Below are 17,866 nucleotides of genomic sequence, written 5' to 3' on the forward strand. Positions count from 1 at the left end.
GCTCGAATCGATTCGCGCGATGTGGCACGCTTCCGCCATGACAACGCCGTCGACGTCGCCGTCGCTCTTCACCCCGCCCGCCCCGGGCCGCACGCCCGACCCCGCCCTCGCCCACCGCCGGGCCGACGCCGTCCTCACCGTCGTCGGGCCGGACGGCGCCCCGCTCGCCGACGCCGACGTCGTCGTCGAGCAGACCAACCACCGGTTCCTGTTCGGCTGCATCGGCTTCGAGCTCGTCGACCACGCCAACGGCTACGCCTCGGGCGGCTCCGACCACACCGGCGCCTCGGCGGCCGAGGCCGACCCCGAGTTCGACGCCCGGTTCGCCGAGCGCTGGCTCGACGTGTTCAACATGGCCACGCTGCCCTTCTACTGGGGCGGCTTCGAGCCGGTCGAGGGCGAGCCGCGCACCGCGGAGCTGCTCGCCGCGGCCCGCTGGTTCGCCGAGCGGGGCGTGGTGGTCAAGGGCCACCCGCTGGTGTGGCACACCGTCCAGCCGAAGTGGCTGCTCGACAAGCCGCTCGAGGAGGTCGAACGGCTGCAGCGCGAGCGGATCCGCCGGGACGCGGGCGCCTTCGCCGGCGTCGTCGACACGTGGGACGCCATCAACGAGGTCGTCATCATGCCGGTGTTCGAGGCGGAGGAGAACGCCATCACCCCGCTGGCCCGCGTCAAGGGCCGCGTGGAGATGATCAGGATGGCGTTCGAGGAGGCCCGCGCCGCCAACCCGGCCGCGACGCTGCTGCTCAACGACTTCGACATGTCGACCGCCTACGAGTGCCTCATCGAGGCGGTGCTCGAGGCCGGCATCCGCATCGACCGGCTCGGGCTGCAGTCCCACATGCACCAGGGCTACTGGGGCGAGGAGAAGACGCTGCGGGTCCTGGAGCGGTTCAGCCGCTACAACATCCCGATCCACTTCACCGAGACCACGCTGCTGTCCGGCGACGTCATGCCGCCGCACGTCGTGGACCTCAACGACTGGCGGGTCGACTCCTGGCCGTCCACCCCGGAGGGCGAGGAGCGGCAGGCCGACGAGGTCGAGCGGCACTACCGCACGCTGCTGAGCCACCCGAGCGTCGAGGCGATGACGTACTGGGGGCTGTCCGACCGCGGCATGTGGCTGAACGCCCCCGGCGGGCTGCTGCGCGCCGACGGCTCGCCCAAGCCCGCCTACGACCGGCTGCGCTCGCTGGTCAAGGGGGAGTGGTGGCTGCCGCCGACGACGCTGCGCACGGACTCCGCCGGGCGCGTGCGGTTCGGCGGGTTCCTCGGCGACTACCGGGTGACCGCCGCCGGCGGCGGGTCGGCGGCCGTCGTGCTCGACGCCCCGGGCGAGCAGCAGGTCGAGGCCACGCTGGCGGGGTGAGCAGCGGGCCGGGTCGCCCGGGCCGCTCCCACCGGCTGGGAGAATGCCCGGGTGACCCAGCCCGCCGTCGTCCGCATCACCGACCCCGCCGACCCCCGCCTGACCGACTACACCGACCTCACCGACGTGCGGCTGCGCACCGTGCGCGAGCCGGCCGAGGGGCTGTACATGGCGGAGTCCTCCACGGTCATCCGCCGGGCGCTGGAGGCGGGCCACCGGCCGCGGTCCTTCCTCATGGCGGACAAGTGGCTCGGCTCGATGGCCGACGTGCTCGAGGGCGACGCCGTGCCCGCGGGCACGCCGGTCTACCTGGCGGAGGAGGACGTGCTGCGCGCCGTCACGGGCTTCCACCTGCACCGCGGGGCGCTCGCGGCGATGCACCGCCCCGCCCTGCCGAGCGTGCACGAGCTGGTGACCGCCGCGCGCGACGGGGCCGGGGCGCGGCGCGTCGCGGTGCTCGAGGACGTGGTCGACCACACGAACGTCGGCGCCGCCTTCCGCAGCGCCGCGGCGCTCGGGGTGGACGCCGTGCTGGTCTCGCCCCGCTGCGCCGACCCGCTCTACCGGCGCAGCGTGCGCGTGTCCATGGGCACGGTGTTCCAGGTGCCGTGGACGCGGTTCGCCTCCTGGCCGGGCGGCCTGCGCGAGCTGCAGGAGGACGGGTTCACCGTCGCCGCGCTCGCGCTCTCCGACGACGCCGTGTCCCTCGACGACCTGGCCGCCGACCCGCCGGAGCGCCTCGCGCTGGTGCTCGGCACCGAGGGCGACGGGCTGTCGGCCCAGGCGGTCGAGACGGCGGACACCGTGGTGAAGATCCCCATGGCGGGCGGCGTGGACTCGCTCAACGTGGCCGCCGCGTCCGCGGTCGCGTTCTGGGCGACGCGGGCCTGAGTGGCCCGGGTCACGTTGACCGTCCCCTCACTGAGGTTAGGCTTACCATCGTGACCGACCTCGACGAGCGCCCCGCCCTGCTCGAGCAGGCCGCGCCCGCAGCCCAGCCGTGGCGCATGTTCGACGTCGAGGTCACGCGCGTGACGCGCCTGTGCCCGTCGTTCGTGCGGATCACGTTCACCGGCTCCGACCTCGACCGGTTCGCCGACAACGGCCGCGACCAGCGCATCAAGCTGCTGCTGCCGGCCCCGTGCGGCGGGTGGGAGTACCTCGACCGGCAGAACCCCGACTGGTTCACCCAGTGGCGCGCGCTGCCCGAGGAGCGGCGCAACCCGCTGCGCACCTACACCGTCCGTGCGGTGCGCCCGGACCTGCGCGAGGTCGACGTCGACCTGGTGCTGCACGGCGACACCGGCCCCGCCTCGCGTTGGGCCAACGGCGCCAGGCCGGGCTCGCCGCTGGTGATCATGGGCCCCAACGCCGAGTACGAGGGCGCGCACGGCGGCAAGGAGTTCGCGCCGCCGGAGTGCGCGCACGCCCTGCTGCTCGCCGGGGACGAGACCGCAGTGCCGGCGATCGCCGCGATCTGCGAGTCGCTGCCCGTGGACGCCTTCGGGGAGGTGTTCCTCGAGGTTCCGCACCCGGAGGACCGTTGGACCCTCGTCGCGCCCGAGGGTGTGCGGGTGCACTGGCTCGGGCGGGACGGGCGCGAGCACGGCGAGCTGCTGGTCCCCGCCGTCCGCGAGGCCGCCGACCGCCTGCTGGCCATGGGCGTGCGCCCCACGCAGGAGCCGGTCCAGAGGGCGGTGCCAGAGCCGGTCGAGGTGCCCCTCGGCACCGTCACCGCGCCCGCGCTGTCCTCCACCGGCGTCGACCTCGACGGTGAGCTCCAGGACGTCGACGTCGACGCCGAGATCCTCTGGGAGGTCCCGGTCGACCAGACCGGCCACGCCTTGGTGCAGGACGCCGTGCTGTACGCGTGGCTCGCCGGCGAGGCCGGAGTGATCAAGACGCTGCGCCGCTACCTCGTCGGCGAGTGCGGCGTGGACCGCAAGGCCGTCGCGTTCATGGGCTACTGGCGCAAGGGCCGCGCCGAGATCTGACGTCCGCGCCCGCCCGCGGGGCACCTCGCGATCGCGCCGTCACCGGCTTCCGGTGGCGGCGCGACGTCGTCCCGGGAGACGGTGGGGGGAGGCGGCGCTGCGCACGCCGTCGCCGCCGCGCGCCCGCGACCAGGAGGAACGATGACGGACCCGACCGGCAGCACCGACGCGTCCCCCGCCGAGATCCCCGGCGCGTCCTCCGGCACGGCGGGTGGACCCGCGCGCGGATTCACGCTGCGGCGCACCGTGGCCGCGCCGCGCGACGACGTCTGGGCGGCGTGGACCGACCCGGACCGGCTGGGGTGGGTCGCCGGCGACGCGCGCGGCGTGGACCGCGGCCTCGACGCCAGCATCGACCTGCGCGTGGGCGGCGCCTGGCGCGTGCACCTCACCGAGGGCGAGGGCAGCGGCCGGCAGTACGTGACCGGCGGGATCTACCGGCACGTCGAGCCGCACGAGCGCCTCGACTTCGCCTGGGGCGCCGTGGGCGGCTGGCCCGAGCTCGACCCCGAGGAGGGGATGGCGGCGCTCGACGCCGTGCCGCAGGTCGTCGTGACGTTCGAGGACGCGCACGACGGCGCGGGCCCGATCACCGTGGTGACCGTGACCGTGGGCTTCGCGGACGCCGTCCCCGGCGAGGACGTCGAGCGCTGGCTGGCGCTGGGCATCCGGGCGGGGTGGTCCGACACCCTCGACCGGCTCCCGCCGTCGGCGGCCTCGTAGTCCCACCCCTGACGATCTCGGGTCCCGACGTTCCGGGCCCCGACGATTCCGGGTCCCTGGCGGTCCGAGACAGAGGGGTCGGTCTCGGACCGCCAGGGACCCGGAACGGTGGGTGGGTGTCCGTCGGCGGGGTGGTCAGCGCTCGACGGCCAGGTCTTCGACCACCTCGACGCCCGGCAGCGCGGCCAGGAGCTCGCCGGGCACCAGCAGCTTGGACCGGCGCACGCCCGAGCCCATGAGGGCGAGCGCGCCGGGCGCGGTCACCCGGGCGTCCACGAGCACGCGCCAGCCGGCGGGCAGGCCCACGGGCGTGATGCCGCCGTGCTCCATGCCGGACTCGCTCGTGGCGCGGTCCATGGGCAGGAACGACGCCTTGCGCACGTCGAGCAGCCGGCGCACCCGGTTGTTGACGTCCGCGAACGTCGTCGCCGGCACCACGCACGCCGCGACGCGCTCGTCGTCGCCGCGGCGCCCGGCCACGACCACGCAGTTGGCCGACGCCTCCGGCGGCAGGGCGTGGACCTCGTTGAGCGTGGCCGTGTCGGCGTGCTCGGGGTCGATCTCGGTGACGGCCACCTGGGCGGCGACGCGCGCGTCCGTGGCCGCCCACCCACGTAGGGCGGCGAGCACGGAGGGCGCCAGCAGGTCCGGGCGCTCCAGCGCCGGCTCCCAGGCGAGGTCGCCCAGCGTGGGCAGGGTCGCGGGCGGGTTCTCGGTCATCGCTGGTAGGTGCCGACGAGGACGGCCCGCGCCAGCGTGTGGAAGACGACGTTGAACGCCACGCCGGCGTTCGAGGCGTCCGGGCCGACGCCGAGCTCCGGCACGTCGAGCGCGTGCACCGCGAAGAAGTACCGGTGCTCGTGGTCGCCGGGCGGCGGGGCGGCCGGGGTGAACCCCGGCGTGCCGCCGTCGTTGCGCACCTGGTAGGCGCCCGCGGGCAGGCGTGCGCCGTCGGCGGCGCCGGCGCCGCGCTCCAGCGACGTGGTGGTCGCCGGGACGTCGACGAGGTTCCAGTGCCAGAAGCCCGACGGCGTGGGGGCGTCCGGGTCGAAGCAGCTCACCACGAAGGACCGGGTGCCCTCCGGGAAGCCGGTCCACTCCAGCGCGGGGGAGACGCCCTCGCCGTCGACCGTGAACGCGGCCGGCAGCCGCTGCCCGTCGTCGAGGTCGGCGCTCTTCAGCGTGAACGAGGGCACCTCGGGCAGGAGCGAGTACGGGTCCGGGGGATAGGGACGGTCCAGGCTCATGGTCCTCATCGTGCCCGAGCGGGCGCGTCGCTGCCACCGTTCCGGATGCCCGGGGCAACGGATGCGGCGCCCGCGGCGAGGCCGCCCGGAGCGGGTGAAAATCGGGCTCTTCGAACTCTCCACAGGCCGGTGGCGGATCCCTCGGCGGCCCTTCTGCGGCCTCGGAGCAGGTCGCCCCGCGAGCCCGCTCGCGCGCTCCCGGCACCCAACGGTGCAGTTGACAGCCTCGGGGCGGCGGCGTTCACTGGAACAGACGTTCGAACACGCGTTCGAACAGGCGGCCGTCCGGCACCTCGTGGTGCCCCCGGCCGGCAGGACCACAGCAGAGCGACAGCCGGGCCGCGCAGGTCCGTCGCACGGGGAGGAGACCGATGACCGTCATCGTCCCCGCGGGATCTGACACGGCGAGCGGCACGGAGACCGAGGCGGCGCCCGCGCCGGCGGACCGGGATCGGCTGGACCGCGCCCTGGCGGCGCTCCGGGCGGCGGAGCAGCGCACGGGCGTGGCCCCGACGGTGGCCCCGACGGAGGGCGCCCCGGCCCGGCGGCCGGCGGCGCCGGGGACCCCGGTGGTCACCGGGCGCCCCGCGCCGCGCCAGGCGGCCGGTGCGGCGCCCACCCTGGCGCCGCCCGCTGCCGTGCTCGACACGGTGCCCGTGCGGGTGCCCGTGCGGGTGCCCGTGCGGGTGCCAGGACGGACGGCGGGCGGCGCGGCCGAGACCCGGACCGAGACCCGGACCGGGACCGGCTCGTGGCCCGTGCACCCCGACCTGGCGGCCCTGCTGCCCGGCGGCGTGCTGCCCGCCGGGGGCACGGTGGCCGTGCTCGGCTCGACGGCGCTGCTGCTCGCGCTGCTCGCCGCGGCGTCCCGGGCGGGCGCGTGGGTGGCGTTCGTCGGGGCGCCGGCCGTCGGGATGCTCGCGGCCGCCGACGCCGGGGTCGAGCTCGAGCGCGTGGCGCTCGTGCCCGCCCCGGGCCCGGACGCCCCGGCCGCCGTCGCGGCGCTGCTGGACGGCATGGACCTCGTCGTCGTCGGGCCGGAGGCGCCGCTGCTCGACGGTGACCGCCGGCGGCTGGCCGCGCGCGCCCGCGAGCGGGGAGCGGTGCTCGTGGCGACGGAGGTCTGGCCCGGCGCCCACGTGCGGCTCGACGCGCGCGGCGGCTCGTGGTCGGGGGCCGACCGCGGTTCCGGGTGGCTGCGCCGGCGCACCCTGAGCGTGCTGCGCACCGGGCGCGGCGCGGCGGCCCGGCCCGTGGAGATCGACGTCGAGGTGCCGCTGCGGGCCACGGTTGTCGTCCCCGGGCTGCCGGCCGGGCTGCCCGCGGGGCTGCCGGCGGGGCTGCCGGACGTGGCCACCGAGCCCGCGGCCGCCGAGCCTGCGGCCGGGCTGCCGGACGCGGCCGCCGGGCCCGCGCCGACGGTGCCGGCGGGCGGGCCGGCCTCCGCCCGGCTGCGGGTGGTGGCCTGAGTGGCCGCCACCCGCACCGCCGTCCTGTGGGTGCCGGACTGGCCGGTCGTCGCCGCCATGGCCGCCGGGGGCGTGGAGGCGCACGTGCCGGCCGCCGTGCTCGGCGCCCGCTCGCGCGGCGGCCAGACCGCCGGGCACAGCGTCGTCGCGGTCTCCGCCGTCGCCCGCGCGGCCGGGGTGCGCCGCGGCATGCGCCGGCGCCAGGCGCAGGAGCGCTGCCCCGAGCTGGCGCTGCTGCCCGCCGACGACGCCCGCGACGCCCGGGAGTTCGAGCCCGTGGCGCTCGCGGCCGAGACCGTCGTGGCGGGCATCGAGGTGGCCCGGTCCGGCCTGCTGCTCCTGCCGGCGGACGGCGCGGCCCGCTACCACGGGTCGGAGCACGCGCTGGCGCGGGAGCTGGTCGAGGCCGTCGCCGAGCGCACGGGCTACGAGTGCGCCGTGGGCGTGGCCGACGGCGTCCTCGCCGCGATCCTCGCGGCGCGGGCCGACGCCGTCGTGCCGCCCGGCGGCTCGCGCGCGTTCCTCGCGCACCGGCCGGCCGCCGAGCTGGTGCACGCCGTCACCGACCCAGGCGGCGTCGCCGCGGTGCGCGAGGCCGTCGACCTGTGGTGGCGCCTGGGCGTGCGCACCCTCGGCGACCTCGCCGGGCTGCAGGCCCCTGTCGTGCAGGCGCGGTTCGGCGACCTCGGCGCCTGGGCGCACCGCCTGGCGCGCGGCGAGGACGTGCGCCCGCCTGCCCGCCGGCGCATCGAGGCCGACCTCGCCGTCGCCGCCGACCTCGACCCGCCCGCGCTGCGCGTCGACGTCGCCACGTTCGCCGCGCGCCGCCTCGCCGAGGAGCTGCACGAGATGCTCGCCCGGCGCGGCCTGGCCTGCGGGCGGCTGCGCATCACCGCCCGCACCGGCGGGCCGGACGGCCCCACCGACGACGGTGCGACCCTCGAGCGCGTGTGGCGCACCGACGACGCCGCCACCGGCGGGCTGAGCGCCGCGCGCATCACCGACCGGGTGCGCTGGCAGCTCGAGGGCTGGCTCACCGGCGCGGCCCTGGGGGCCCGCCGGGCGGCCCGCGGCAGCGGGGCGGACGACGCGGCACCGGCCGTCGCCCCGATCGTGCACCTCGCGCTCGCGGCGCAGGAGGTGGTGCCGGCAGGCACGCACCAGCCCGCGCTGTGGGGCGCCGGCGCGGGGCAGGACGCCCGCGCCCGCCGCGCCCTGGGACGGGTGCAGGGCCTGCTCGGCGGCGACGCCGTGCTCACGGTCCGCGTGCAGGGCGGCCGCGACCCGCGCGACCGGGTGCACCTGGTGCCGTTCGGCGAGGACGCCGCCCCGGCCCGGGACGCCGCCCTGCCGTGGCCGGGCGCGCTGCCGAGCCCCGCGCCGCCCACGCTGCTGCTCGAGCCCGCCCCGGTGCGCGTGCTCGACGCGGCGGGCCGGGACGTCGTCGTCGGCGCGCGGCTGGGCACCAGCGGGGAGCCGGTCGCCGTCGTGCGCGAGGGGACGGCCGGGCCCGAGCGCGTCGTCGCCTGGGCCGGCCCGTGGCCCGTGGCCGAGCGCTGGTGGGCGCCGGACGCCCACCGGCGCGTCTACCTGCAGGTGGTGCTCGAGGACGGGCACGGGCTGCTGCTCGCCGCGGTCGGCGGTGCCTGGCGGGCGGAGGCCGTCTATGACTAGCCCCCGGACCGGCGCCCGTCCGGCGTCCGGCGCCCGCTCTGCGGCCCCGCGGTACGCGGAGCTGCACGCGCACTCGGCGTTCAGCTTCCTCGACGGCGCCTGCCACCCCGAGGAGCTCGCCGCCGAGGCCGCCCGGCTCGGCCTGGAGGCGCTCGCGCTCACCGACCACGACGGGCTGTACGGGGTCGTCCGGTTCGCGGAGGCGGCGCGGCTCGTGGACCTGCCCACGGTGTTCGGCGCCGAGCTGCGCCTGCCCGCGCCCGCCGCGGGGACCGGGACCGGGGCGGACGGCGCCGCCGGCCGCCCCGTGCTCGACCCGCCGACGGGCGTGCCCGACCCGCGCGCGGAGCACCTGCTCGTGCTCGCCCGCGGCGCGCAGGGCTACCGCCACCTGTCCCGGGCGATCGCGGCCGGGCACCTCGAGGCGGGGGAGAAGGGCCGGGCCGTCTACCGCCTCGAGCAGCTCGGGCAGGAGGCGGACGGCGAGTGGCTGGTGCTCACCGGCTGCCGCAAGGGCGCCGTGCGCCGCGCGCTCGTCACCCAGGGGCTGGACGCCGCCCGGCGCGAGCTCGACCGGCTGGTCGGGGTGTTCGGGCGCGACGCGGTGGCCGTGGAGGTCACCGCCACCGGCGACCCGCGCGACGTCGACCTGCACGCGGCGCTCGCGCTGCTCGCCGACGAGGCGCGCCTGCCGCTGGTGGCCACCACCGCCGCGCACTACGCGCGGCCCCGGGACGCCGACCTCGCGGGCGCCCTCGCCGCGGTGCGCGCCACCAGCTCGCTAGATGCCATGGACGGCTGGCTGCCGGGCGGCCCGGTGGCCCACCTGCGCTCGGCCGCCGAGATGGCGCGGCTGCACCACCGGCACCCGCGCGCGGTCGACGCGGCGGCACGGCTCGCCGCCGAGTGCGCGTTCGACCTGCAGCTCGTGGCGCCGCAGCTGCCGCCGTACCCGGTGCCGCCGGGGCACGACGAGGCGTCCTGGCTGCGCGAGCTCGTGCGGCGGGGCGCCACCGAGCGGTACGGGCCGCGGGGCGCGGAGCGCGTGCCCGGCGCGTGGGCGCAGGTCGACCACGAGCTGCGGGTCATCGAGGACCTGGGGTTCCCCGGGTACTTCCTGGTGGTCTACGACCTCGTGGAGTTCTGCCGCACCCAGGGCATCCTGTGCCAGGGGCGGGGCAGCGCCGCCAACTCCGCCGTCTGCTACGCCCTGGGCATCACCGCCGTCGACGCCGTGCGGCACGGGCTGCTGTTCGAGCGGTTCCTCGCCCCCGAGCGGGACGGGCCGCCCGACATCGACATCGACATCGAGTCCGGGCGGCGCGAGGAGGTCATCCAGCACGTCTACGCCACGTTCGGCCGCACGCACGCCGCGCAGGTCGCCAACGTCATCTCCTACCGGCCCCGCTCGGCGGTGCGCGACGCCGCCCGGGCGCTCGGGTACGACGTCGGGCAGCAGGACGCCTGGTCCAAGTCGATCGAGCAGTGGGGGTCGCTGCGCGGCCCGGACCCCGCCTCGCCGTCCGTCGACCGGAAGGTCCGCGACGCGCGCGCCGCGGCGGGCGCCCCGGCGGCCGCCCCCGCGGCCCCGGCTCCTCCCGCGGTCCCGGCGCAGGCCGCGTCGTCGCCCGCGGCCGTCGCCGTCGTGCCGCGGACGCGGCGCAAGGACGCGCAGGTCGCCGCGCTGTGGGGCCCGCCCGTGGCCGACCCGCTCGCGCAGGACGACGGCGCGCGCCGGGCGGACCGCGCGGCCGAGGCGCTGCGCGCGCACGACTCCCACGACGTCGTGCCCGCGCAGGTGCCGCCGTCGGCGCAGGAGCAGGGCGAGATCCCCGACGCCGTGCTCGACCTCGCCGACCGCATGCTGCGCCTGCCGCGGCACCTGGGCATCCACTCCGGCGGCATGGTCATGTGCGACCGGCCCGTGGTCGAGGTGTGCCCCGTGGAGTGGGCCCGCATGGAGGGCCGCACGGTGCTGCAGTGGGACAAAGACGACTGCGCCGACGCCGGCCTGGTGAAGTTCGACCTGCTGGGCCTCGGCATGCTCACCGCCATCCGGTACGCCTTCGAGGCGGTCGCCGAGCGCACGGGCGAGCGGCTGGCGCTGCACTCGCTGCCGGACGAGGACCCGGCGGTGTACGACCTGCTGTGCGCGGCCGACACGGTGGGCGTGTTCCAGGTGGAGTCCCGCGCCCAGATGGCCACGCTGCCGCGCCTGCGGCCGCGGCGGTTCTACGACATCGTCGTGGAGGTGGCGCTCATCCGCCCTGGGCCCATCCAGGGCGGGTCGGTGCACCCGTACATCGAGCGGCGGCAGGGCCGCGAGCCGGTCCGGTACGCGCACCCGCTGCTCGAGCCCTCGCTGGAGCGCACCCTCGGCGTGCCGCTGTTCCAGGAGCAGCTCATGCAGATGGCCATCGACGTCGCCGGGTTCACGCCCGCCGAGTCCGACCGGCTGCGCCGGGCCATGGGCTCCAAGCGGTCGGTCGAGAAGATGGAGGCGCTGCGCGGGCGGCTGATGTCCGGGATGGCCGAGCGCGGGGTGCCGCCGGACGTGCGCGAGGAGGTCTACGACAAGCTCAAGGCGTTCGCCGACTTCGGCTTCCCCGAGTCGCACGCCTTCTCGTTCGCGTTCCTGGTCTACGCCAGCTCCTGGCTCAAGGTGCACCACCCGGCCGCGTTCTACGCCGGGCTGCTCGCCGCGCAGCCCATGGGCTTTTACTCGCCGCAGTCGCTGGCCGCGGACGCGCACCGGCACGGCGTCACCGTGCTGCGGCCGGACCTCAACGCCTCCCGGGCGCTGGCCTGCGTCGAGCGCCTGCCCGACGACGCCGTCCTGCCGCCGGAGACGACGCCGCTGCCGCGCTCGCCCGAGGCCGCCCACGGCCCCGACCCGGACCTGCGCCTCGCGGTGCGCCAGGGGCTGGCGCAGGTGCGCGGCGTCGGCACGGACCTCGCCGAGCGCATCGTGGCCGAGCGGGAGTCGGGCGGCCCGTTCCGGGACCTGCGCGACCTCGTGCGGCGGGTGGACCTGTCCACCGCCCAGCTCGAGGCGCTGGCCACCGCCGGCGCCACGGACGGCCTGGGCGTGACGCGGCGCGAGGCGCTGTGGGCGGCCGGGGCGCTGGGCCAGGAGGGGCCGGGCACGCTCGAGGGGGTGAGCGTCGGGGTGGTGGCCCCGGCGCTGCCGGGCATGACCGAGGTGGAGACCGCCGTCGCCGACGCGTGGGCCACCGGCGTCACCCCCGGTCTGTCGCCGCTGGAGCTGGTGCGCGACGGGCTGCGGCAGGCGGGCGTGGTCACCGTCGCCGAGGCGTTCGGCACCGACGCCGGGCGGCGGGTCGCCGTCGGCGGCGTGGTGACCCACCGCCAGCGGCCCGGCACGGCCGGCGGCACGACCTTCCTGTCGCTGGAGGACGAGACCGGCCTGCTCAACGTCGTGTGCTCGCCCGGGCTGTGGCAGCGGTTCCGGCCGGTCGCGCGCGGGGCGCCCGCCATGGTGGTGCGCGGGCGGGTGGAGAAGGCCGACGGCGCGGTCAACCTCGTCGCCGAGCACCTTGCGCCGCTGCGGCTGCCGGTGCACACCCGCTCGCGGGACTTCCGGTGACCCGCCGGCGTCAGGCGGCGCGGTAGTGCGCGGCCAGCCGCGCCAGGCCCTCGTCGACCGAGACGCGCGGCGTCCACCCCAGCTCGGCGCGGGTGGCGCGCTGGTCGAACCAGTGCGCGGTGGACAGCTGCTCGGCCAGGAAGCGGGTCATCGGCGGTTCGTCCTGCCCGGGCCGCACCCGCCACACCGCCTCCACCGCGCCGCCCGCGGCGCGCGCCAGCCCGGCGGGCACGCGCCATGCCGGCGGCTGCACCCCGGCGGCGCGGCAGATGCCGCCCAGCAGGTCGGCGACCGTGCGCGGCTCGCCGTTGGTCAGCACGTAGGCGCGCCCGTGCACCTGCGGCGCGCGGTCGTACGCCGCCACGATGCCGTCGGCCGCGTTGTCCACGTACGTGCTGTCGACGAGCGCGGCGCCGTGCCCGAGCAGCGGCAGGCGGCCGCGGCGGGCGCGGTCGAGCACGCGCCCGACGAGCTGGGTGTCCCCGGGCCCCCACACGAGGTGCGGGCGCACGGCCACCACGGGCAGCGTCCCGTCGCGGCCGAGCGCCAGCAGCTCGGCGGCCGCCTTGGTGCGGGCGTACTCGCCGCGCGCGTGCGCCGGGTCCGCCGGGCCGGCGCCGACGCCCACGAGGGAGTCGCCGGCGTGCGCCACGGAGGGCGAGGACACCTGCACGAACCGGGCCGCCCCGGCGCGCTCGGCGGCGTCGAGGAGCGTGGCCGTGCCGCCCACGTTGACCCGCTCGAACTCGGCCGGGTCGCCCGCCAGCGAGACGCGCGCGGCCAGGTGCACGACGCCGTCGACGCCGTCGACCGCGCGGGCGGTCGCCGCGGCGTCGGTGACCGAGCCGAGCACGTCCTGCGCCCCGGGCACGCCCGACGGGCGGCGCTGGAAGGTGCGCACGTCCTCGCCTCGCTCGAGCAGCGCGCGCACCACGGCGCGGCCGAGGAACCCGGACGCGCCGGTGACCAGGACCGTCATGGGCGCCCCACCGGCCCCCCGGCGAGCACCCGCTCGGCCCAGGCGGCCAGCCGGGTGCGGTCGATCTTCGAGTTGTGCCGGATGTCCGTGGGCATCGCGGGCACCACGAGCACGGCGGCCAGGGGCACGGGGGCCGCGGCGCGCACGGCGTCCGCCAGGTCCGCGTCCGCCAGGCCCGCCCGGCGCGGCGCGGCGTGCAGCTCGACCACCGCGACGGGCTGCTGCACGCCCGCGGGGCCGACGCCCACGACGGCGGCCCGGCGCACGGCGGCGACCCGCTCGACGTGCTGCTCGGGGCCGACCGGCGCGAGCGGCCCGTCGGGGGTGGTGAGCACGTGCGCGAGCCGGCCCTCGATCCACAGCCGGCCCTCGGCGTCGAGGTGGCCGACGTCCCCGGTGCGGTGCCAGCGCCCGTGACCGGTGGCGCGCTCGGCGGCGCGGTCCGTGAGCCACAGCCGGTCGTAGCGCTGCTTGAGGTGCGGCGCGCTGACGACGACCTCGCCGAGCACCCCGGCCGCGGTCCCGGGCTCGCCGGTCGCGGCGCCGCCCGAGTCCAGGGCGCTGACGCGCACCTGCACGCCGGGCACCGGCTCGCCCACGCAGACCCCGGCGTCGGGCGCGTCCGCGGCGGCGCGGATGCCGTCCAGCGTGACGTCCGTGACCAGCAGGCACTCGGTCATCCCGTACGGCGTGTGCGCCGTCGCGTGCGGCATCAGGGCGGCGGTCGAGGCCAGCAGGTCCGCGCTCACCGGCGCGCCGGTCGACAGGAACGTCCGCACGCCTGCCAGCGCTGCCCGGTCGGCGTCGGTGAGCGCGTCCGCCGTGGCGACGACGTTGAGGATCGCCGCGGGGGAGAGGAACGCGATGCGGGCGTCGGACGCCGCCGCGGCCTCGGCGACGGCGCGCGCGGTGAGCGTGCGCGGGGCGGACACGTCCATGCGCGGGGTCGCCGACCGTGTGCCGAGGGCCGGGCCCAGCAGCGCGAACGGCGCGAAGCCGGTGACGAGCCCGGTCTCCGGGGTGACGTCGAAGTGCGCCGCCAGCGCGTCCCGCACCGCGGAGAGCTGCGCGTGCGTGTAGACGACGCCCTTGGCCGGGCCGGTCGAGCCGGACGTGAACAGCACCGCGGCCTCGTCCTGCGGGCCCGGCTCGGGCGGCAGGGCGCCCGAGCGCCCGAGGTCGGCGACGTTCACCAGCCGGTGCCGGACGCCGAGCGCGGCGCGGGCCGCCGCGGGCAGCGGACCGGCGGCGATGCGCACGCCCGGCCAGCCGAGCGCGCGGGCGGCGGCCAGGCCGCGGGTCTCGCCGACGACGTAGTCGGGCTGGGCGCCGCGCTCGGCGCGCGAGAGCCCGCGCACGCCCAGGCCGGCGTCGGCGACCACCACGACCGCGCCCAGGCGCAGGCAGGCGTAGACGAGCGCGGTGAGCGTGGGGCCGGGCTGCACGAGCAGCGCGACGCGGTCGCCCCGGCGCACGCCGACCGCGTGCAGCCCGGCGGCGATCTCGCGCACGCGCCGCGCCAGCAGCCGCCAGCTCACGACGAGCGGGCGGTCGGACGTCATGCCGATGACCGCCGGGCCGTCGTCGTCGGCGCGGGCGTCCAGGCGCGCCCACAGCGGCTCGAACCCCGGCCCGGCCGAACCGGGAGCCGTCCCGGACGCCGGCTCGGACGCCGTCGTGGACGCCGTCGTGGACGCCGTCCCGGACTCGGGCCCGGACTCAGGTTCCGGTGCCGGCAGCACCTCCTCGCCGAGCCAGTCCAGCACCGCCGGGGCGTACGGCGCGTCCTCGGCCACCAGGTGCCCGGCACCCTCGTAGCGGTGGACCCGGGCGTGGGGGAGGCGGTCGACCAGGTCGTCCAGGTAGCGGTCGGAGAAGACCGGGTCGCGCGGGCCCCACTGCAGCAGCGCGGGGACGTCGAGGGCGGCCACGCCGGCCGCGACGCGGTCGAGCTCCGGCGTGCTGGCATGGCTCGGCTCCGCCGGGATGTCGGCGACGAAGCCGCCGATGCCGTCGCGCCGGTCCGCGCTGCGGTACGGCGCACGGTAGGCCGCCGCGACGTCGGCCGCCAGCGCCGGGCGGGCGAGCGCCAGGGTGGTGTCGAGGAAGGCGGTCGTGGTCACCGTCCCGGCGTGCAGCACGGGGCGGGCCGAGGCGAGCCGGAGCACGCCCGGCACCGGCGTGCCCGCCGGCTGGTGCACCGCGGTGTTGAGCAGCGCCACGCCCGCGAGGTCGGCGCGGTGGTCCACCGCCCAGCCCAGCGACACCACGCCGCCCCAGTCGTGCCCCAGGGTCACCACGGGCCCGGTGAGCCCGAGCCCCGCGGTGAGCGCCCCGAGGTCCGCCACGCGCTGTGCCAGGCCGCGGCGCGTGCCCGTGCGCTCGGACCAGCCCATCTCCAGCTGGTCCACCGCGACCACACGCCACGCCGGGCCGCCCTGCGCGGCGCGCTCCAGCGAGCCCGCGACGAGGCGGCGCCACAGGTACGACCACGTCGGGTTGCCGTGCACCGCCAGGACGGTGCCGACCGGCTGCACGCCTCGCTCCGCGAGCACCGGCCCGGTGTCCAGGCAGTGCCACGTGCGGCGCTGCCCGGCGTCGGCGCCGACGCCGTCGACCTCGACGAGGCGGCTCCAGGCGGGGTCGAGCTGCGGCAGTCCGGGGGGCGGGGTGCGGGCGGGCAGCCCGCTCACCACGCGAGCTCCAGCATCGCCGTGTTGATCCCGGACCCGACGCCCATGAGCAGCACGCGGTCCCCGTCGCGCAGGCTGGCCTGCTCGCGGTCCAGCGTGATCGGGATGGACGCCGGCCCCACGTTGCCGAGCGTCGGGAACGTGGTGGGCACCCGGTCGCGGTCCAGGTGCAGCGCCCGCACGATCGCCTCGGTGTGCACGCGGGAGACCTGGTGGGTGATGTAGCGGTCCATCGACGACCAGTCCCACTCGCGGGACGCCTCGCGCCAGGCGGTGACCACCAGGTCGAGGCCGCCCTTGAGCAGCGCCTTGGCGTCGGTGAACATCCCGTCGACGCTGCCCACGCACAGGTCGTGGAACTGCGTGGCCGCGCGGGTGACGCCGCCGAGCACGCGGTGCCCGCCGGGGTGCTCGTCGGTGCGGCCCAGCACCGCCGCGGCTGAGCCGGAGCCGAGCGTGAGCGTCGCGAACTCCTGCATGAAGTCCGCCTTGCCGACGCCCTCCCGCAGCAGCCGGCGGATGGTGGTGCGCTGGACGTCGTCGGCGTCCTCGCCGTTGACGACGATGGCGTGCCGGATCTGACCGGACTCGATCATGCCGGCGGCCAGGCTCATGCCGTTGACGAAGCCCAGGCAGGCGTTGGCGACGTCGAAGTTGATCGCCGAGCTCGGCAGCCCGAGGCCGTGGTGCAGCCGCACCGCGACGGACGGCTCGAGGTGCTTGCGGGTCACCGAGGTGTTGATGAGCAGGTCGACCTCGCCGGGCGCGACCCCGGCCTTGCGGAGCGCCTCCTCGCCGGCTGCCACGGTGGCGCTGTCGGCGTCCTCGCCCTCGCCCCAGCTGCGGCGCTCGAGCACCCCGGCGACGCGCTGCAGAGGGTTGCCGGCGATGCGCAGGCGGCGCAGCGCGGAGCCGAGCCGGTCCTGGATCTCGTCCGACGTGGTGACGCGGCTCGGCAGCCGGCTGGCGACCGCCAGCAGGGACACGTTGCCGAACCGGGTCGTGGCATTACCGGACACTCAAGCTCCATCTCGCAGTACGGGCGCCGACGCGCGGCGGGTCTGGGACAACTGTGCCCCTGCGAGCCGGTCGAGGCGCGTCCACGGGGGTCCGAGGGTCGAACGCCCCGCACGAGGACGCGGTTCCCGCGGCCCGGGCGTGACCGACGACACACGGCCCGCCCGGGCCCGCGGCCCCTGCGGACGCGCGGCCGCGCGCCCGCCGCGGTCACCAGACCTGCGCGAACACCTCCGCGAAGAGCTCGTCGGCGTCGACGGGCAGGCCGCGCGCCGCGAACCAGGCGCACATCGTGCGGCAGTCGCGGTGCAGCAGCTCCGCGCCGCGGGGCACCGCGACGAGGTCGACCACCTGCGGCAGGTCGATGAGCACCAGGCGCTCGCCGTCGGCCAGCACGTTGTACGGCGACAGGTCGCCGTGCGCCCAGCCGAGGCGCGCGACGGCGCCCATCGCGTCGCGCAGCTGCTCGAACCACTCGGCGAGCAGGTCGGGCGCGGGTCGCGTGCGGACAAGGCGCGGCGCGGCGACACAGGCGCCGTCGTCGTCGGCGTGCCCGACGAACTCCATGAGGATCTCGGTGCCGTCGACCTGCACCGGGTAGGGGACCGGCACCCCGGCCTCCCAGAACCGGCCGAGCGCCGTGAACTCGGCGTCGGCCCACTGGGTGGCGCGCACGGCACGGCCCCAGGCGGACTTGCGGTCGTCGACCGCGCGCTGGTCGCGGGTGCGGCGCAGGCGGCGGCCCTCGGTGTACTCGGCGTCGCGGTCGAACTGCCGGTGCTCGCGGCCGCGGTAGCGCTTGGCGGCCAGGAGGCTGCGGCGCGCGGGGTCGCCGGGCACGGCGCGCTCCACGAGGTGGACGTCGGCCTCCTTGCCGGTCTTGAGGATGCCGAGCTCGGTGTCGAGCGCGGCGTCGGAGGTGACGACCCAGCCGGGGCGCGGCTCGGGGCCGCGCTGGCCCTTGGTGACGGAGGTCCAGGTGGACCACCGGCGGCCGGGGCCGAGGTCGTCGTCGGGCAGGGTGAGGACGAAGGACACGGGGGTGCTCCTGAGGGGAGGTGGGGCGAGGGCCGCGCCTCCCGAGGGCCGCGTGT

Annotated in this window: 13 protein-coding genes; 7 read left to right on the top strand and 6 right to left on the bottom strand. The window is 77.7% G+C overall.

Annotated elements, in window-relative coordinates; genetic code table 11:
• Positions 1-37: 37 nt before the first annotated feature.
• The 4 genes from U5M74_RS09475 to U5M74_RS09490 all read left to right on the top strand — a co-directional run bounded on the left by U5M74_RS09475 (position 38) and on the right by U5M74_RS09490 (position 4,086).
• Complete coding sequence (locus U5M74_RS09475) at positions 38-1,369, top strand: endo-1,4-beta-xylanase (RefSeq protein WP_410908403.1); 1,332 nt, start codon at positions 38-40, stop codon at positions 1,367-1,369.
• 51 nt (positions 1,370-1,420) lie between these two features.
• Positions 1,421-2,260, top strand: a complete 840-nt coding sequence (locus tag U5M74_RS09480) for a TrmH family RNA methyltransferase (protein ID WP_410908405.1) — start codon at positions 1,421-1,423, stop codon at positions 2,258-2,260.
• A gap of 50 nt (positions 2,261-2,310) precedes the next feature.
• On the top strand, positions 2,311-3,363 hold the full coding sequence (locus tag U5M74_RS09485) for a siderophore-interacting protein (RefSeq protein ID WP_410908407.1): 1,053 nt from the start codon (positions 2,311-2,313) through the stop codon (positions 3,361-3,363).
• 141 nt (positions 3,364-3,504) lie between these two features.
• Entirely contained in the window at positions 3,505-4,086 is a 582-nt protein-coding gene (locus U5M74_RS09490) for an SRPBCC family protein (RefSeq protein ID WP_410908409.1), read from the top strand.
• 135 nt (positions 4,087-4,221) lie between these two features.
• Here U5M74_RS09490 and U5M74_RS09495 read toward each other — a convergent pair whose 3' ends face one another.
• Both U5M74_RS09495 and U5M74_RS09500 read right to left on the bottom strand, forming a co-directional pair.
• Positions 4,222-4,806, bottom strand: a complete 585-nt coding sequence (locus U5M74_RS09495; protein ID WP_410908411.1) for a YbaK/EbsC family protein — start codon at positions 4,804-4,806, stop codon at positions 4,222-4,224.
• Entirely contained in the window at positions 4,803-5,333 is a 531-nt protein-coding gene (locus U5M74_RS09500) for a YbhB/YbcL family Raf kinase inhibitor-like protein (protein ID WP_410908413.1), read from the bottom strand. Before U5M74_RS09500 ends, U5M74_RS09495 begins: the two co-directional genes overlap by 4 nt.
• A gap of 371 nt (positions 5,334-5,704) precedes the next feature.
• Between U5M74_RS09500 and U5M74_RS09505 the strand changes: the two genes are divergently transcribed.
• From U5M74_RS09505 to U5M74_RS09515, 3 genes are read left to right on the top strand one after another with little or no spacing between them, the layout of a single operon-like run.
• Entirely contained in the window at positions 5,705-6,802 is a 1,098-nt protein-coding gene (locus U5M74_RS09505; protein ID WP_410908415.1) for a hypothetical protein, read from the top strand.
• Positions 6,803-6,859: 57 nt separating this feature from the next.
• Positions 6,860-8,476, top strand: a complete 1,617-nt coding sequence (locus tag U5M74_RS09510) for a DNA polymerase Y family protein (protein ID WP_410908539.1) — start codon at positions 6,860-6,862, stop codon at positions 8,474-8,476.
• On the top strand, positions 8,469-12,083 hold the full coding sequence (locus tag U5M74_RS09515; RefSeq protein WP_410908417.1) for a PHP domain-containing protein: 3,615 nt from the start codon (positions 8,469-8,471) through the stop codon (positions 12,081-12,083). Before U5M74_RS09510 ends, U5M74_RS09515 begins: the two co-directional genes overlap by 8 nt.
• A 10-nt stretch (positions 12,084-12,093) precedes the next feature.
• Here the strand turns inward: U5M74_RS09515 and U5M74_RS09520 are convergent, their stop codons facing one another.
• From U5M74_RS09520 to U5M74_RS09535, 4 genes are all read right to left on the bottom strand, one after another.
• The gene (locus U5M74_RS09520) at positions 12,094-13,062 is read right to left on the bottom strand and encodes an NAD-dependent epimerase/dehydratase family protein (protein ID WP_410908419.1); all 969 of its coding nucleotides are present in this window, start codon (positions 13,060-13,062) and stop codon (positions 12,094-12,096) included.
• The gene (locus U5M74_RS09525; RefSeq protein WP_410908421.1) at positions 13,059-15,755 is read right to left on the bottom strand and encodes an alpha/beta fold hydrolase; all 2,697 of its coding nucleotides are present in this window, start codon (positions 15,753-15,755) and stop codon (positions 13,059-13,061) included. The genes U5M74_RS09520 and U5M74_RS09525 overlap by 4 nt, the downstream gene beginning before the upstream one ends.
• Positions 15,752-16,774, bottom strand: a complete 1,023-nt coding sequence (locus tag U5M74_RS09530) for a 3-oxoacyl-ACP synthase III (protein ID WP_069983815.1) — start codon at positions 16,772-16,774, stop codon at positions 15,752-15,754. Before U5M74_RS09530 ends, U5M74_RS09525 begins: the two co-directional genes overlap by 4 nt.
• Positions 16,775-16,982: 208 nt before the next feature.
• A complete protein-coding gene (locus U5M74_RS09535; RefSeq protein ID WP_410908423.1) occupies positions 16,983-17,810 on the bottom strand; it encodes a serine protein kinase RIO in 828 nt (275 codons plus the stop codon).
• Positions 17,811-17,866: the final 56 nt, after the last annotated feature.

Source organism: Puerhibacterium sp. TATVAM-FAB25 (assembly GCF_046535855.1).
Classification (GTDB): Bacteria; Actinomycetota; Actinomycetes; order Actinomycetales; family Cellulomonadaceae; genus Puerhibacterium; species Puerhibacterium variabilis_A.

What these genes read in the sequence shown, in the direction of transcription:
- U5M74_RS09475 (WP_410908403.1), top strand. Translation starts at nt 38, where the DNA reads ATGACAACGCCGTCGACGTCGCCGTCGCTCTTCACCCCGCCCGCCCCG.
- U5M74_RS09490 (WP_410908409.1), top strand. Translation starts at nt 3,505, where the DNA reads ATGACGGACCCGACCGGCAGCACCGACGCGTCCCCCGCCGAGATCCCC.
- U5M74_RS09495 (WP_410908411.1), bottom strand. Translation starts at nt 4,806, where the DNA reads ATGACCGAGAACCCGCCCGCGACCCTGCCCACGCTGGGCGACCTCGCC.
- U5M74_RS09500 (WP_410908413.1), bottom strand. Translation starts at nt 5,333, where the DNA reads ATGAGCCTGGACCGTCCCTATCCCCCGGACCCGTACTCGCTCCTGCCC.
- U5M74_RS09505 (WP_410908415.1), top strand. Translation starts at nt 5,705, where the DNA reads ATGACCGTCATCGTCCCCGCGGGATCTGACACGGCGAGCGGCACGGAG.
- U5M74_RS09510 (WP_410908539.1), top strand. Translation starts at nt 6,860, where the DNA reads ATGGCCGCCGGGGGCGTGGAGGCGCACGTGCCGGCCGCCGTGCTCGGC.
- U5M74_RS09515 (WP_410908417.1), top strand. Translation starts at nt 8,469, where the DNA reads ATGACTAGCCCCCGGACCGGCGCCCGTCCGGCGTCCGGCGCCCGCTCT.
- U5M74_RS09520 (WP_410908419.1), bottom strand. Translation starts at nt 13,062, where the DNA reads ATGACGGTCCTGGTCACCGGCGCGTCCGGGTTCCTCGGCCGCGCCGTG.